This is a genomic window from Candidatus Pseudothioglobus sp. Uisw_016 (genome assembly GCF_048087635.1).
Lineage (GTDB): Bacteria > Pseudomonadota > Gammaproteobacteria > PS1 > Pseudothioglobaceae > Pseudothioglobus.
In genome coordinates this window covers 523,027-539,875 of record NZ_CP159806.1, presented here as the reverse complement: position 1 = coordinate 539,875, position 16,849 = coordinate 523,027, and the positions used below count along the sequence as shown (strand labels likewise).

Annotated in this window: 16 protein-coding genes; 3 read left to right on the top strand and 13 right to left on the bottom strand. The window is 37.0% G+C overall.

Annotated elements, in window-relative coordinates:
* Nucleotides 1–12 precede the first annotated feature (12 nt).
* Nucleotides 13–648 carry a site-2 protease family protein gene (locus ABXT69_RS02705; protein WP_416679522.1) on the top strand — a complete coding sequence of 212 codons (636 nt, stop codon included), beginning with the start codon at nt 13–15 and terminating at the stop codon, nt 646–648.
* Here ABXT69_RS02705 and ABXT69_RS02700 read toward each other — a convergent pair.
* From ABXT69_RS02700 to ABXT69_RS02640, 13 genes are all read right to left on the bottom strand, one after another.
* Nucleotides 640–2,025: a protein adenylyltransferase SelO gene (locus tag ABXT69_RS02700; RefSeq protein ID WP_416678977.1), complete on the bottom strand. Its 1,386-nt coding sequence runs from the start codon at nt 2,023–2,025 to the stop codon at nt 640–642. The two genes, ABXT69_RS02705 and ABXT69_RS02700, sit on opposite strands and share 9 nt — an antisense overlap.
* A complete protein-coding gene (gene gatB, locus ABXT69_RS02695) occupies nt 2,009–3,436 on the bottom strand; it encodes an Asp-tRNA(Asn)/Glu-tRNA(Gln) amidotransferase subunit GatB (RefSeq protein ID WP_416678975.1) in 1,428 nt (475 codons plus the stop codon). Before gatB ends, ABXT69_RS02700 begins: the two co-directional genes overlap by 17 nt.
* Nucleotides 3,437–3,449: 13 nt before the next feature.
* The gene (gene gatA / locus ABXT69_RS02690) at nt 3,450–4,892 is read right to left on the bottom strand and encodes an Asp-tRNA(Asn)/Glu-tRNA(Gln) amidotransferase subunit GatA (RefSeq protein ID WP_416679519.1); all 1,443 of its coding nucleotides are present in this window, start codon (nt 4,890–4,892) and stop codon (nt 3,450–3,452) included.
* A 2-nt stretch (nt 4,893–4,894) separates the two neighbouring features.
* Nucleotides 4,895–5,182, bottom strand: coding sequence for an Asp-tRNA(Asn)/Glu-tRNA(Gln) amidotransferase subunit GatC (gene gatC / locus ABXT69_RS02685; RefSeq protein ID WP_416678974.1), 288 nt, complete (start codon nt 5,180–5,182; stop codon nt 4,895–4,897).
* Nucleotides 5,183–5,198: 16 nt separating this feature from the next.
* Nucleotides 5,199–6,287: a 3-dehydroquinate synthase gene (gene aroB / locus ABXT69_RS02680; protein WP_416678972.1), complete on the bottom strand. Its 1,089-nt coding sequence runs from the start codon at nt 6,285–6,287 to the stop codon at nt 5,199–5,201.
* Complete coding sequence (gene ileS, locus ABXT69_RS02675) at nt 6,287–9,055, bottom strand: isoleucine--tRNA ligase (RefSeq protein WP_416678971.1); 2,769 nt, start codon at nt 9,053–9,055, stop codon at nt 6,287–6,289. Before ileS ends, aroB begins: the two co-directional genes overlap by 1 nt.
* A 111-nt stretch (nt 9,056–9,166) precedes the next feature.
* Nucleotides 9,167–9,901 (bottom strand): pseudouridine synthase, encoded by a 735-nt coding sequence (locus ABXT69_RS02670; RefSeq protein ID WP_416678969.1) that lies wholly within the window; start codon nt 9,899–9,901, stop codon nt 9,167–9,169.
* Between the two features lie 14 nt (nt 9,902–9,915).
* Entirely contained in the window at nt 9,916–11,115 is a 1,200-nt protein-coding gene (locus tag ABXT69_RS02665) for a tryptophan--tRNA ligase (protein ID WP_416678967.1), read from the bottom strand.
* 36 nt (nt 11,116–11,151) lie between these two features.
* Complete coding sequence (locus ABXT69_RS02660) at nt 11,152–11,844, bottom strand: type III pantothenate kinase (protein ID WP_416678965.1); 693 nt, start codon at nt 11,842–11,844, stop codon at nt 11,152–11,154.
* The gene (gene nhaD, locus ABXT69_RS02655; protein ID WP_416678962.1) at nt 11,831–13,210 is read right to left on the bottom strand and encodes a sodium:proton antiporter NhaD; all 1,380 of its coding nucleotides are present in this window, start codon (nt 13,208–13,210) and stop codon (nt 11,831–11,833) included. Before nhaD ends, ABXT69_RS02660 begins: the two co-directional genes overlap by 14 nt.
* Nucleotides 13,207–14,031, bottom strand: a complete 825-nt coding sequence (locus tag ABXT69_RS02650) for a YgfZ/GcvT domain-containing protein (RefSeq protein ID WP_416678959.1) — start codon at nt 14,029–14,031, stop codon at nt 13,207–13,209. Before ABXT69_RS02650 ends, nhaD begins: the two co-directional genes overlap by 4 nt.
* Nucleotides 14,032–14,172: 141 nt before the next feature.
* Nucleotides 14,173–15,036: a hypothetical protein gene (locus tag ABXT69_RS02645; protein ID WP_416678957.1), complete on the bottom strand. Its 864-nt coding sequence runs from the start codon at nt 15,034–15,036 to the stop codon at nt 14,173–14,175.
* A gap of 358 nt (nt 15,037–15,394) precedes the next feature.
* The gene (locus tag ABXT69_RS02640; RefSeq protein WP_416678954.1) at nt 15,395–15,985 is read right to left on the bottom strand and encodes a urate hydroxylase PuuD; all 591 of its coding nucleotides are present in this window, start codon (nt 15,983–15,985) and stop codon (nt 15,395–15,397) included.
* Between the two features lie 143 nt (nt 15,986–16,128).
* On the opposite strand from ABXT69_RS02640, the gene ABXT69_RS02635 reads away from it, so the two are divergent.
* Complete coding sequence (locus ABXT69_RS02635; RefSeq protein ID WP_416678951.1) at nt 16,129–16,692, top strand: chalcone isomerase family protein; 564 nt, start codon at nt 16,129–16,131, stop codon at nt 16,690–16,692.
* A 1-nt stretch (nt 16,693) separates the two neighbouring features.
* Nucleotides 16,694–16,843: a hypothetical protein gene (locus ABXT69_RS02630; protein ID WP_416678949.1), complete on the top strand. Its 150-nt coding sequence runs from the start codon at nt 16,694–16,696 to the stop codon at nt 16,841–16,843.
* Nucleotides 16,844–16,849 lie beyond the last annotated feature (6 nt).

The following is a 16,849-nucleotide window of genomic DNA, read 5'->3' as shown; positions in this document are numbered from 1 at the left end:
CAATTTTACCTAATGCCTGATTTTCAAACTTTATTAATTTATATTATTCCTCTTCTTTTTGCAATAACCCTTCATGAGGCAGCTCATGGCTGGGTAGCAAGTAAATTAGGTGATCATACTGCAAGAATGATGGGGAGAGTTACCCTTAATCCAGTAAAACATATCGATCCAGTAGGCACAATTGCCATTCCGTTGCTTTTATTAATATCTTCATCTGGATTTATCTTTGGCTGGGCTAAGCCAGTTCCCATTAATTTTAATGCCTTGCGCTCTGGAAAATCTGGAATGATCTGGGTTGCTTTAGCGGGCCCAGGAGCAAATTTATTTATGGCTGTGTGTTGGCTGTTTATTATGATTCTCGCAATTAATATGAACATTCCTGTTTTAATAGAAATGGGCCGCATTGGAATAATGGTAAATTGTGTTTTAGCTGTTTTTAATCTTCTACCAATACCTCCACTTGATGGATCTAGAGTAATCAGTGCCCTTCTTCCAAATCGTCTTGCCTATCAATATAATCAACTTGAACAATATGGATTATTTATATTACTTGGGCTTATGTTTATTGGTGGCTTTAATTACTTAGTTCTTCCAGTCGTGGGACTACTTTTAAGCTGGTTTCAGTTCGCTTTGGTATTACTAGGATGAGCAACTAAGCTCTAAGTTTTGAGCCCACTCAGGAGGCTCACTATCATAAGACTCATATCCTTCATGGCTGTCAAATGGTTTTTTGAGTAATTGAAAAAGAGTTTCAATTTCATCGTATTCATTTAAATCTTCTGCTTTTCGAATTGCAACTTCAGCTAAATAATTTCTTAAAACATATTTAGGATTAACCTTGTGCATCATAGTTACCCTTTGATTCATCTTTGAAGTCTCTTTCTCAAGCCTAGCCTTATAACGAACAAACCAAGAATCAAAATTATTCCCCAATGTATGCTCACTCTTACTTGAAAGTTGCCTCATAGAGCGATGGTAATCTTTTTTATTAGTATAAAGCAACTCTAAAAACTCATTAATTAATGAGTTATCTTCATCATTAGCCTCTAATAATCCAAACTTTCTTTTCATTAATGAAGAGTACTCTTTAACTAAAGATGGCTCATATTCTGCAATAGCTTCTTTCAACTGAGTTTCATCAACAAGCGACTTAAAAGCATCAGCCAAGCGGTGCAAGTTCCATAATGCGACTGATGGCTGCTTTTCAAATGAATAGCGGCCCTGAGTATCAGAATGATTACAGATAAAACCAGGGTTATAAGTCTCCATGAAGCTGAATGGGCCATAATCAATAGTCAAGCCTAGGATTGACATATTATCCGTATTCATTACGCCATGTGCAAATCCTTGGCCCTGCCATCGCGCAATCATTAATGCAGTTGACCTAACTACCTCCTTGAATAATTCTAAATAATTTTCTTGATCGACATGAGGCAAGTAATGCGTAATAACAAAATCAGCTAATTTTTTTACGTTTTCTGTTTGACCTCTTGCTGCAAAGAATTCAAAGTGACCAAAACGAATATGGCTTTCTGCAACACGAGTCACAATTGATGCATTTTCTAGGTGCTCACGGTAAACACCGGTATCACTTGTAACAAGAGCTAGAGCCTTCGTGGTTGGGATATTTAAAGCCTCCATGGCTATAGAACATAAATACTCTCGAATACTTGATCTAAGGACAGCGCGTCCATCAGCACCTCGAGAAAAAGGGGAAGTTCCAGCGCCTTTTAAAGAAACCTCATAGTTACTAATTTCACCAATAAGGCATGAGCGGCCATCCCCAAGCTGTGGCACAAAGTAGCCAAACTGATGGCCTGCATAAACTGTAGAAATAGGATTTACATCACCCAATTTTTTTTCACCTGAGCAAATACTTAAAAGATTTTCATCACTCATGTCTAAGTTAAGATCTTTTTTAAGGCTTTGATTTACATGAACTAATTTACTATTTTCAAGCTTTTTAGTCTCAACTTGAGCAAAGTAATCATCACCTAAACTTAAGTATTTAAGAGAGCCTATCATTTAAAATTTGATTAACTTGTTTTGGATTTGCTTTTCCCTGAGTAGCTTTCATGACTTGGCCAACAAAAAAACCTAAAAGCTTAGTATTTCCATTTTTAAATTGCTCGACTTGATTAAGATTTTTTGCAATGATTTGATCAATGACTAACTCTAAAGCGCCAATATCTGTCATTTGCTCTAAATCTTGGTCTTTAATTATCTCATCTACACTTCTTTTTTCATCCCACATGAGCTTAAAGACATCCTTAGCTATTTTTCCTGAAATAGTATTATCAGTAATTCTTGAAATTAGATTAAAAAGCTCAGAGGCTGATATTGGTGAATCCTGAATATCAATTTGATTTTTATTAAGGGAGGCTGAAAGCTCGCCCATAACCCAGTTTGCTGAAAGCTTAACATCAGCACCCTTATCAATAATAATTTCATAGTAATCAGCCATTGCCTTTTGCGAGGTTAGGTTCTCAGCATCATATTCACTCAGCCCAAGCTTATCTATAAACCTAGCCTTCTTTTCAGTAGGAAGTTCAGGTAGTCGATCTTTAATTTCTTTAAGAAGCTCATCATCAACAACAACAGGTAGCAAGTCAGGGTCGGGAAAATATCTGTAATCATTAGCTTCCTCTTTTGAACGCATAGACCTTGTCTCATTTTTAATTGAATCATAAAGTCTAGTTTCTTGAGCTACAGAGCCTCCATCTTCTAAAATATCTATTTGCCTTTCAACCTCGAGATTGATAGCTTTTTCTAAAAACTTAAATGAGTTAATGTTTTTTATTTCAGCTCTTGTGCCTAAGCCCTCACCCACTCTTTTAACAGAAACATTAGCATCACACCTAAACGATCCTTCCTGCATATTTCCATCACAAATATCAATATATTGAACTAACGCATGAATTTTTTTAGCATATGCAACTGCTTCTTTAGCACTACTCATATCAGGATCAGATACTATTTCCAATAACGGTGTTCCTGCTCTATTCAGGTCAATTGCTGTGTAATCATCATATAAATCATGGATTGATTTTCCTGCATCTTCTTCTAAATGAGCGCGGGTAATTCCTACCATTTTCATTTCACCATTATCTAGTGGGATATCAATTGTTCCATTTCCAACAATTGGAATTTCAAACTGTGAAATTTGGTAGCCTTTTGGGAGGTCAGGATAAAAATAATTTTTTCGCGCGAAAATAGAGTGCTTATTAATAGTTGCATTAACTGCTAAGCCAAATCTAAGCGCCATTCGAACTGCTTCTTTATTTAAAACAGGCAAAACACCAGGAAAGCCAAGATCAACAGCACATGCCTGGGTATTTGCTTTTGCACCAAACTCAGTAGAAGCGCCAGAAAAGATTTTTGATTTTGTTTTTAATTGCGTATGTATTTCCAGTCCAATTACAGTTTCCCAGGTCATAATAAACTCTCCCCTATAACTCAATTGGTGAGGAAGTATGCCAATCAGTTTTCAATTGAAACTGATGGGCAGTATTAAGCAAAAGCTCTTCAGACCAGTGATTGCCTATCAACTGAAGACCTACTGGCAGTTCTTTTGAGAAGCCTGCAGGAATACTCATTCCAGGGAGTCCTGCTAAGTTTACTGAAAGAGTATAAATGTCCGCTAAATACATCGAGACAGGATCCTTAACAGAACCTAAATCAAAAGCAGGTGTCGGGGAAACTGGTCCCATTATGACATCAACACTTTGAAAAGCTTTTTTAAAGTCCTCACTAATTAGTTGTCGAACTTTTTGAGCTTTTAGATAATATGCATCATAATAACCAGCAGAGAGTGCATAAGCCCCAATCATAATTCGTCTTTTAACTTCCTTGCCAAATCCTTCTGAGCGAGACCTTAAATATAAATCATCTAAATCTTTAGGATCTTTACATCGATACCCATACCTTACTCCATCAAATCTAGATAGATTAGAAGAACATTCGCAAGGCGCCACAATATAGTAAGTTGGAATTGCATGCATTGAATTAGGAAGTGAGACCTCTTGAATCTTAGCACCCATCGACTCATATTCTTTAATTGCATCCATAACAACTTTTTCAACTCCCTCGTCTAAACCGCTGGAAAAAAATTCTTTAGGAAGTCCAATCTTTAATCCATCTAAAGAGTTTGTTAATTGATTAGTGTAATCAGGGGTTTCTTTAGTGGCACTGGTAGAATCTTTACTATCAAAGCCAGCCATAGCATTTAAAACGATTGCTGCATCTTCGGCAGTCCGAGTCATTGGGCCAGCTTGATCAAGACTTGAGGCATAAGCAATCATCCCATATCTAGAAATTCTTCCATACGTTGGCTTTAGCCCAGTAATACCACACAAGCTTGCAGGCTGGCGAATACTGCCTCCAGTATCAGTTCCAGTTGCAAATGGAGCAATACGTGATGCAACAGCAGCAGCAGAGCCTCCAGAAGAACCTCCTGGAATTTTCTTTAAGTTCCAAGGGTTTTTTACTGGTCCATAATAAGAATTTTCATTTGATGAGCCCATAGCAAACTCATCCATATTTGTCTTTCCAAGCATTACCATATTTTCTGAATTAAATTTATGACTCAGTGTTGCGTCGTATGGAGAAATAAATGAGTCTAGCATCTTAGAGCCTGCAGAGGTTTTTACGCCCTTGGTGCAAAAAATATCTTTGTGCGCGTATGGAATTCCGGTCAAAAAAGTATTATTACCTTTAGCTATTTTCAAGTCCGCTTCATTTGCCTGTGCAAGCGCAAGATCGTCAGTCACTGAGATAAATGCATTGAGCTTAGATTTATTAATTCGATTTAGATAATGTTGGGTCAACTCTACAGATGAAAAATCTTTATTTTTAAGTCCCTTGATTAGACCCGCAACAGATAGGTTATGCATCATCATTCAATTACCGTTGGAACAAGAAAGTGATTCTTGCCTGTTTGGGGAGCAATTGCTTGAAATTCTTCAGCCAAGTTCTCTTCAGTCACTTCATCATCTCTTAAGCGCTGAGACATATGCAAAGGATGTGCCATAGGCTCAGCTTCGCCAGTATCTATTTCATTAAGATCATCCATCAAGCTAAGTATATTATTTAATTCTGACGTACTTTGTTCTAACTCTGCATCTTCAATACTTAGTCTCGCTAAATAGGCAATCTCTTTAACTTGTTTTTTATCTAATGACATGTTTAATTAATATTTATTAACAATAATTTGATATAACTTTTTGAAAGTTTTCTTTTGAATATGATCCAGTAACAAAAGAGCTTCCTAAACTATTTAAAAGTACGAGACGTAAACTACCATCAACTGCCTTTTTATCGAATGACATTGCCTGAATTAAGCTTTCACTCTTAACTCCTTTGCTTATGCTAATTGGTAAATTAGCCTTACTAAGAATATTCTGAATTCGCTCAAAGTCAGTTTGGGACAATTTCCCTTCGAGCTGCGATAGCATTGAAGCCATACACATACCAATAGAAACAGCCTCCCCATGCAAGTAGACCCCATACCCAAAAGTATTCTCTATAGCATGCCCAAAAGTATGCCCAAAATTTAATAGAGCCCTCTTCCCATGCTCAAATTCATCCTGAGAAACGATGATCGACTTATCTTTACACGAGCGATAAATTAAATCAATAATCAAACTATTATCACGCTTCATAATTAGATCAACATTGGCTTCAAGATGGGATAAAAAATCAATATTACCCAGTAATCCATATTTTATAACCTCAGCCATTCCTGCTGAGTATTCACGATCATTCAATGTACTTAGGGTGTCAACATCAATGATAACTGCTTGCGGCTGATAGAATGCACCAATCATATTTTTACCTAACTCATGATTAACACCGGTTTTACCGCCTACACTAGAATCTACTTGAGACAGAAGAGTCGTTGGAACCTGGATAAAATTAATACCACGCTGGTATGACGCTGCAGCAAAACCGGTTATATCACCAACCACACCACCGCCAAGAGCAATCAAAGTGGCACTCCGATCAAACTTTTCTTGAAGAAGTGCATCAAATATAAGGTTTGTAGTTTCAAGCGTTTTATATTGCTCGCCATCAGGCAATATAACGACCTTCACAGTAAAGTTATCTAGTAACTTAGTCACTCTATCTAAATACAATGGGGCAACTGTTGTGTTAGAAACAACCATAACTTGCTGACCGCTTATATGGTCTTCAAAAAAAGATTTTTGAGACAATAAGTCATATCCAATATAGATTGGATATGACTTATCGCCAAGCTCTACATTTAGAATTGTTTGATCATTCGTCATTAAGCAAATATCCTAGTTTCTCCGTCACCTGTAACATTTTCTATGCAGCGACTACATAGCTCTTTATGCAATTTATTTTGACCTATTTCAGGCCTATGATGCCAACATCGAACGCATTTTTCATACTCACTTTTTCTAACTAAGATTGCCAGTGAGTTATCAATATTAATAGCATTTACTGGCTTATCCTTCAGCTGATGAACTTTTGCATCTGAAGTAATAAACAAAAACCTTAATTCATCTTTTAGTTCTAACAGAGCATGAAAATTTTCATCTTCACAGTAAATATCGACCTCAGCATCTAGTGATGAACCAATAGTTTTACCGCGCCTCATCTCTTCAAGTTCTTTTCTTAGATGGGCATTGATGTCTCTAGAAACATCAATTGAATGATTATTGAATTTAGCTTCCAGCCCTTCATACCAGGTCTGTAAAAAAATACTTTCGTTTGAAGCGCCTGGTAAAAATTGCCATATCTCTTCGGCGGTAAACGTCAAGATAGGAGCCAACCAACGAACCATGGCATGGGAAATATGAAATAGTGCACTCTGAGCAGAGCGTCTCGCTAAAGAATCAGATTGAGTAGTATATTGTCTATCTTTAATAATATCTAAATAAAAACCACCTAGATCATTTGTACAAAAATTTAATATTGCCTTCATTGCAAAGTGAAAATTGTACTCATCATATTCACTAATAACATTTTTTTGTAATTTAGCAGTCTTAGAGACAATCCACTTATCTAAAACGAGCATATGATCTATCTCTACAAGATCTTTACTTGGATCAAAGCCTTCCATGTTTGCCAACATAAAGCGCATTGTATTTCGAATCCTTCGATAACTATCAACACTTCTATTAAGAATCTCATCAGACACTGTCATTTCACCAGAGTAATCAGTACTTCCAATCCAGAGTCTTAAAATATCTGCACCAAGCGAGTTAACAACTTTTTGGGGGGGAACTACATTACCAACCGATTTACTCATTTTATGACCATTTTGATCCACAGTAAAGCCATGAGTAAGAACTTGCTTATATGGCGCTCTGCCATTAATTGCGCATGAAGTTAATAGAGATGATTGAAACCATCCTCGATGCTGATCAGAGCCCTCTAGATACATATCAGCAACATCACTTAAATGATCACTTGCCTTCAATACTGCATAATGACTTACGCCAGAGTCAAACCAAACGTCCAATGTATCGGTAGTTTTTTCGTAATCAGGCGCTTCATCACCTAAAATATCTTCAACTTTAAGTTTAAACCAGGCCTCTATACCCTCAAGTTCAATTTTTTTAGCGACAATTTCAAATAGTGATTCTGTCTCAGGATGCAACTCTCCAGAATTTTTATTAACAAATAAAGTAATTGGAGTTCCCCAATACCTTTGGCGTGAAATACACCAGTCAGGTCTATTTCCAACCATTAATTCAATGCGTTTCTGACCCCAATCAGGGAACCATTTAACATTTAGAATCTCTTCATTGACTTTATCTCTTAATTTCTTTTGAGTCATTGAGACAAACCACTGAGGTGTCGCACGAAATATTACAGGAGTCTTATGTCTCCAGCAATGAGGATAAGAGTGAGTAATGGGCTCGTGTTTGACTAAAGTGCCTTTATTTTGAAGTAGGTTAATAATAGTGCTGTTAGCTTTAAAGATAAACTCTCCAGCAACACCATTAGTTGTCTCTATGAAAACGCCCCTTCCATCAACAGGACACTCTACTGGTAAGTTATATTTAAGGCCGACTATGTAATCATCTTGGCCATGCGCAGGAGCCGTATGAACTGCACCAGTTCCAGCTTCTGTTGTTACATGATCACCTAAGATAATTGGCACCTGCTTATCATAGAACGGGTGTTGAAGCATTATGCCTTCAAGGTCAGAGCCTTTATAAACTTTATTTATCTTATTCTTTGACTGTAGGTCAAATCTTTCAAGAGCAGACTTAAGCAAATCTTCAGCAAGAATAAAGTATTGCTCTCCTACATCAACTAAAACATAGTTTAACTCAGGATTAAGAGCAACCGCTTCATTTGCAGGTAAAGTCCAAGGCGTAGTTGTCCAAATAACAATAGAAACAGGCTTATTCAGATCAAAAAAATCACCAACAATCTTAAAAGCCACATCTACTGTATCAGAACCTTTGTCTTTATACTCAACCTCGGCCTCTGCAAGCGCTGAAGAGCATTCTGTGCACCAATGTACTGGCTTAAAACCCTTAGCAATGTGTCCATTTTTAACAATTTTCCCAAGGGAGCGGACAATGTCAGCTTCATACTTAAAGTTCTTAGTTAGATATGGGTTGTCCCAGTCTCCAAGAATCCCTAAACGCTTAAAATCAACTTTTTGTTTTTCAATCTGTTGGTCTGCGTAGACCCTACATGCAGCTCGAAACTCATCAGCATTGATTTTATGGCCAACCTTTCCCTTCTTTTTTTCCACCATATGTTCAATCGGGAGTCCATGACAATCCCAACCTGGAACGTACGGAGCATCAAAACCTGACAAGGTTTTGCTTTTGACAATAACATCTTTGAGCACTTTATTAACTGCATGGCCAATATGGATATCTCCATTCGCATAGGGAGGCCCATCATGAAGCACAAATAATGGCTTACCTTTAAACTTGTGACGAATTTGTTGGTATAAATCTTGATCCTGCCATGTTTTTAGGAAGCCGCCTTCACGATTTGCTAAATTAGCTTTCATCGGAAAATCAGTTGCAGGTAAATTTAAGGTGTTTTTATAGTCAGACATTAAAGCGTTAATTTTTTCTATATAAAAACGCCATTATACTTGACACATAAGGTTTAACAAGATTGATAATGCTTTTGAAAAGTAAATTAAAGCGTATAAAAAAACATTAAATTAGCCTTTCAATTTAACTGCGTTAAGTAACGCTTGGACTTGTTTGGGCTTGAGAAGTTCAGACTGATTTGCGCGTAAGTTATCTGGCATCCGAATGTCACTAAATCTTGTTCTAATTAGCCTTGAAACTTTGAAATCTAAAGCCTCCCAAAGCCTTCTAACTTCTCTTTTTCTGCCTTCCCTTACAACAACGTGATACCATCGATTTGCGCCATCACCACCACCAAGGGTTACTTTATGAAATTTAGCAAACCCATCATCAAGCTCTATTCCATTAATTAATTGTTTTATATCCTCGTCACTAACCCTTCCTAAGACGCGCACCGCATATTCTCTATCTATTTCTGAGCTCGGATGCATTAGCTTGTTCGCTAGATCCCCATTGTTAGTAAATAGTAATAATCCAGATGTATTAAGGTCTAGTCGACCCACCATAACCCAACGCGTATTTTCAGGTAGGAAGTCAAATACACTTTTACGGCCCTCTTCATCTTTGTTTGAACAAATAACGCCTGCTTGCTTGTTAAGCATCAACACCTTAGTCTCTTCTTCTGAGTAACGTTTCAGGTCTATCAACCTTCCATCAATTGTTACCTTGTCAGCGATTGTTGCTTTATCACCAAGCGTCGCTTCTTTGTTATTGACAGAAATTCTACCCTGTTCTATTAGCCTTTCCGCCCATCGTCTTGATCCATAACCAGCATTGGCAATAAGTTTTTGTAGTCTTTCTGGCATTTTTTTATCTCTGTTTAGTAGGTTATACCCATCGCATCGCGAACCTCTTCCATCGTGCTACGCGCTACAGCTCTAGCACTCTCTGAGCCCTCAAAGATGATTTCTTGAATAAGGTTTGGATTGGATTGATACTTCGCTATATTTTCTTGAATAGGCTCTAACTCAGCGTTAATTGACGCTACAACAGGCTTCTTACATTCAATACAGCCTATTTTAGCTTTTGTGCATCCTTCATTCACCCACTTGAGAGTATCTTCTGATGAATATATTTGATGTAACTGCCATACTGGGCATTTTTTTGGATCACCCGGGTCAGTCAGTTTGACGCGAGCAGGATCTGTTGGCATTCTATTAATCTTTTGCTTGACAGACTCAGGATCTTCTCTTAAGGAAATCATATTATTATAAGATTTTGACATTTTCTGTCCATCCAGGCCAGGCATTTTAGATGCTTTGGTTAAAAGAGCCTCAGGCTCAGTTAAAATTATCTTCCCTAAGCCTTCTGCATATCCTAAAAGCCTTTCTCTATCACCAAGAGTAATATTTTGCTGCTCACCAAGCAAAGCTTTTGCCTTAACCAAAGATTCATCATCACCCGTCTCTTGATAAGACTTTCTTAATGCTCTATAGAGCTTTGATTGTTTTTTACCCATCTTAGTTACAGCAGCTTCAGCTTTCTCTTCAAAATCAGCTTCGCGACCATAAATAAAATTAAAGCGTCTTGCAACTTCTCGGGTAAATTCAACGTGTGCGACCTGATCTTCACCAACTGGAACAAGCCCAGCTTTATAAATTAATATGTCAGCACTTTGTAAAAGAGGATAGCCCAAAAAACCATAGGTCGATAGATCCTTAGTTTTAAGTTTTTCTTGCTGGTCTTTATAAGACGGCACCCTCTCTAACCAGCTAAGAGGGGTGGTCATTGAGAGCAACAAATGCAACTCTGCATGTTCTGGCACTTTAGATTGAACAAAAATTGTAGAAGTATTAGGATTAAGACCAGTTGCGAGCCAGTCAACAACCATATCTGAAACATTTTCTTCTAGATTAATCCTGTCAGAATAGTGCGTTGTAAAGGCATGCCAATCTGCAACAAAGTAATAAGAGTCGTACTCATTTTGAAGTTGGATCCAATTTTTTAAGACCCCATGATAGTGGCCAAGGTGTAATTGGCCTGTGGGCCTCATTCCAGATAATACTCGATGATCTTTCATAGTGCTTAATAGAAGGCTTAAATGTTAATGTCTCAATTATCCCATAGATTGGCTATAGCTTTCTAAGCCATCTAAAACCAAATTATCAAAGGATTTAACCGACACAGGAAGCTCTTTAATTATCTCTTTTACAATACCACCACAGATAGTTATAACGCCGCCTGGGTATTTTAATTCAAAATTATCTATTTGAGAACTAACAGCTGACACAAGCATTGCATGAGTTCCACTTTGCCACGCCCCCTCAGTACTATTTTTCAGCTCAGAAGTGCTTATAGATAAATCATTTGTTGAAAACTTAGCAAAGCTTTCTCTTAACGCCTTAATGCCAGGCATTATTAGCCCACCTTGGTGTTCTCCTTTAGCGTCAATAACGTCAAATGTAACTGCACTTCCAGCGTCAATTACTAGTAAAGGTGAATTTGGGAAGCGCTCAACAGCTCCCAGCATAGCAAGAAATCGATCAACGCCAAGCTTAGATGGATCATCATAGGACAAGGTTAATTTTCCGTACTGCTTTAATGTCTTAACTAGATTAACGGAATCAAAGTTAGCCTTTATCTCTTCAATAATACTTAAATGCGCAACAGCACTTATCCAAACCAAATCAGCTTTAGGCAATAATTTTAATGAAAAAAGATCTACACCCTCAGCAAAAACCTCAGAGTCGCATGTACGCCACTTAACAGCAGAGTTACCTATATCAATAAAGAGACTAGATTGGGACATCAAAGAGGGCTGCGTTTATCCATAAGTGCATGAAAATACTTGCCACATAGCCTAGAGCAATTGCCCATATCCATTTAAGGTGGGAGACGAATGTATAGTGTCCTTTTGATTGCCCCATCAACGCAACACCTGCCGCTGATCCGATAGAAAGCATACTTCCTCCAACGCCTGCGGTGAGTGTTACCAAGAGCCATTGACCCAGAGACATGTCAGGCGTCATCGTTAAGACTGCAAACATTACTGGAATATTGTCAACGATGGCAGAAAGGATGCCTACTAAAACATTCGCATAGGTAGCGCCCAACTGAACATACATCGCCTCAGAAACTAATGCTAAGTAACCCATAAAGCCTAAACCACCAACACTCACAATAACGCCAAAGAAAAATAGCAGCGTATCCCACTCTGCCCTAGAGACCTTTCTAAATACATCAAACCTCTCTGAAATTGGGTCATTCGGGTTATGTTTAACTTTAACAAAGTAGCCAACTACCATAAGGTATCCAAGTCCTGTCATCATTCCCATCGCAGGCGGAAGATGTAGGAAATTATGAAAACTTACGGCCGTTGCAATCGTCAACAAAAACATAAAAGTTATTAAAATGCCACCATTCTTAATATCAACCACTTCATCAACAACCTCTGGCTTCTCATTTTTAATTGCAAAGTGCATGATCGCAGCGGGTATAAGAAAATTAACCAGTGATGGAAAGAACAAGACAAAAAACTGCTGGAAGTCAACCAGGCCTTTCTGCCAGACCATAAGTGTAGTAATATCTCCAAACGGACTAAACGCACCACCAGCATTAGCAGCAACAACAATATTCACAAACGCTACCGAAATAAACTTTGCATTCCCAGCGCCAACTGCCAAGACAACTGCACCCATTACAAGAGCTGTAGTAAGATTATCAGCGATAGGTGACATAAAGAACGCTATAAAACCTGTCAGCCAGAATAACTGTCTATAACTGAATCCTTTTGATATAAGATAAACCTTCAATTTCTCGAAAACAAGGCGCTCTCGCATAGCCTCAATATAAGTCATTGCAACTAGAAGAAATAGGAATAGCTCAGCATATTCTAAAAAATTATGTCTTAAAGCATCTTCCGCAGCATGAGGTATTCCTTGAGAGGCATAAACCCAGCCAATAATTCCCCAAATTAGTCCAGCAACAAGAATTACTGGCTTAGATTTACGAAAGTGAGTGAACTCTTCAAGCATCACAAAAGCGTATGCAATAACAAAGAAAGTTAACGCTAAATATCCTGCCCAATGACTTGTCAAATCAAGATTTACAATGTCTGAAGAAGCAAAAGTTAAACTAGGAATTAAGGTAAGTATAATTATTATTATTTTATTCATTTTTTTATTCTTTTTAGTTTTGAGCCTTGTTCATTATTAAGGGTAATTTTTTCATCTTTGAGTTCAACATCTAGAGTAGCTAAACAGTAAAAATGCGAATTGTATTTTATCCTAAATATTACTATTCCGCTGGATTTATAACGGTCACCTCTAGCTTTTGCAGACTTAGAAGAAGGGCAATAAAGTAAATCACCAATATTTATTTCAAAGCTTGACTCAAAGGCAAAAAGACGACGTTTGGCAGAACCCAGATAATGAAGTCTTGCAACCACTTCTTGACCTGGATAGCACCCCTTTGAAAAATTTACACCAAATTCATCAATGTCCAAGTTGAGCATTTGAGGCACTAACTTTTCACTAGTTATTGAAAAGATTTCTGGTAGCTCAGAGTCAATACAAGCCTTACGCCATATATCTATTGAGTTAGTTTTAATTTCACCTTTGTGATTAAATTTCTCTATTACAACAGACAAATCCCCTTTAATAGTAAAAGCACCTTCATGGGTTTCATTTATTATGCCAAACTGACAAAAATCTTTTGTTACATCTTGAATAATAACATCAGAAATAATAATAAACATTTTAAGTCGAGATTGTATTTTTTCAAGAAGATCTAATGGAAAGGAAAGAAGGAAATCACCCTCATAGCGCATAACCCAAAAAAGTGAAATAATTTTTCCCTGATGTTGACAAAAAGCATTCAGTTGGGCGCTTGATTCATCAAGTTTCTTTATGTCATTACTCAGTTGATTTTGTAAAAATACTTCAGAATCAGCTCCTGAAATTTTTAAAAGTGCTCGATCATTTAAAATTATTTTCATTAGTCTTTAATAAATTTATATCTTTACATTTTAATCAATTTATTTATCAATTTTAGTTTCATCAGATATAAAAAAACCCAGGGCAAGCCCTGGGTTTTAACACTAACTTATTCCTAAGTTAACTATTACATCTAAATGAATTTAGAATGCAACAGAAGCCTTAAGTGTAAGTGAACTATCGAAAGTGTTATATGTTGCACCTAGCGCAGCACCTGAAGTCAGGTCACGTGCAACTGCAATTGTAGTATAAGCATCTTTTTGAGATACTGGATGCTTAGTAGCCGTAGTAGAAAGTCTAGAAGCACGCTCAGACACGTGAGCTACTGTTACTGTGTTTCCAGTTACACCAAAAACTGCAGAAATAGACTTATCACTACCAACAGTAATTGCTGTACCAGCAACTGTTGTACCGATAGTCCAAGTAGTAGAACCAGCGTCATTAGTCAAGCTAACATCCATACCTGCAATACTTGCAGAACCAGTAGTTGTATCAGCACCTTGCTTAACAGTATGAGAAACAGTAACACCTGAGAAAGTACCTGAAACAGTTACGTCACCAGAGTTATCTAGACCAATTGTAGCGTCACCAATTGGAGCGTCTAAGCTTACTGCAATACTTCTGTTATCACCACTGTCGTCAATTAGACCACCAGTAGTAGATACTGTAGCTTGATCATCTTCATCAAACATATCAGCAGCAATAGTCAAAGGACCAATAGTAGTTGCCATTGAAACACCAGTTAAAGCAACAGTACCACCTGCAGAACCACCACCGTTAGCACCAGCTGAACGAGTAGTAGAACCACCGTCAACGTCCATAGCGATAGTAGCTGAAGTAGCGCCTGCTGTTCCAACTATTGATAAATCAGCGTCATATGTAGTTGCTGAAGCCAAAGATCCGTTATCATCATATGATACAGAAGCTGAACCACTTATAGCAACGGCTGCAATAGCTGAAGTAGAAGCTACTGCAGATACTGCGAATAATGCGATTAGTTTTTTCATTTTATTCTCCATTTAGAATATTTAATTTGCTAAGGTCTCCCTTAGCTACCTTTTGTTACTCTTACGAATAACAATGACACAATAATAATCACTTCTAACGTCAATGTCAACAATTATTTGTAAAAATAATACATTTAGTTGTTTTTTTTCAACAATTAGGCCATATTTTTCATTTTAGAGCGCTCTAATAGGATTTCTAGCAACTTAATTTTTTATTAAATGTTTTTTTATTATTGATATTTAGTTATTTTTAGTATTCAAATATGTTTTTGTTATTTTTTTGCAGTTTTGTTGTTTTTCTACCAGGTAATAAAAAACCAGGCAAGCCCGGTCTTTTATAATCACAAAATTTTATACCTTAGAACAGATACCCACCATGTCCTGCGCCAATCATACAAAGAAGCATTGGGACCGATAAGACAACATTTGTACGTGAAGCCATTGCAGCAGTAAACTTTGCCTTAGCTATCTCTTCAGCACTAGCCTCAACCATACCAAGAATTTTTTTCTGGTTTGGCCAAATAAGAACCCAAACATTAAATAGCATAATAGTTCCTAACCATGAACCTAAACCGATCATTTCAGCACCAGGCTTCAAAAGGAATGCATTTGTAAAACCATAGCCTAATGAAAGAGCCCATGCTCCTGTTAACCATGTTACGGCTGCTGACATGCGAAACCATAATAAGGCTTTTGGCGCAATATACTTACCAATTGCAGCTGGACCTGGTCCGCCTTCATCTGCTAGTGCATCTGCCATAGCAGGCACTTGAACAAAATTAAAGTAATAGAGCAGTCCAACCCAAGTAACACCTGCAAGAGTATGAATCCATACGCTTAGGTTACGTTGAATCAATGACGAGCCTTCAGGAGACAAATAAAATGCAACAAGAATTGCTAAAACAAAGCCTGATGCAATAGTACCTTTAACAGAGGTTAATGGATTCATAGTATTTAAATTAGTTAGTTATAAAGTTATCATTATAAATAGTTCATTATTAGTAAAGTATTTTTTTATCATTTATATTTATATACATATATATATTTATAATAGAGGGCAAACATTTCACAATAAATATTTAGGACTATATTATGCTTAATAATTTCAAAAAAACACTGCCAAGTTTCCTCTTGCTGTTTGGTTTATTTTCAATAACACCATCCTTTGCAGTTGAATTGCCTAGTACGATTGTGTATCAAGAAACTAAATTAATACTAAATGGGCACGGAACTCGAGTAAAGTTTTTTATGAAAGTTTATGAAGGTAGTCTTTATTTGGAGTCTGCTAACAATAATGCTGAGGAAATAATTAATGATGATGCACCAATGTCAATTCGAATGGATGTGATATCCTCATTAGTAACTCCTGATGCCATGAAAACTGCTTTAAATGAGGGGCTAGAAAAATCTACTGAAAATAATACCGCTCCAATTATTAAAGAGATCAATCAACTTAATGCAAGCCTTAATATTGAAGTTGGGGCTGGTGACTTTTATGAATTTATTTATCTACCAAGCTCAGGGACAACGGTTTTAAAAAATTCTGAGTATATTGATTTAATTCCTGGAATTGAATTTAAAAAAGCTTTTTTTGGAATATTTCTTTCTGATAATCCAATTCAAAAAAATATGAAAAAAGCTATGCTTGGAGGTTAGTATGCATAGCCATCTGATTTCCTTTGAAGTCTGGCAGAGTGATCCATTTACTCTCGACCCAATACATATAGCATGGCTCAAACAAGCTAAAAAGTCAAAAACGGACTTTGGTAAAACTAAAAAGATTGTTTTAGCTAACGACCAAAAGTAGTGTCTT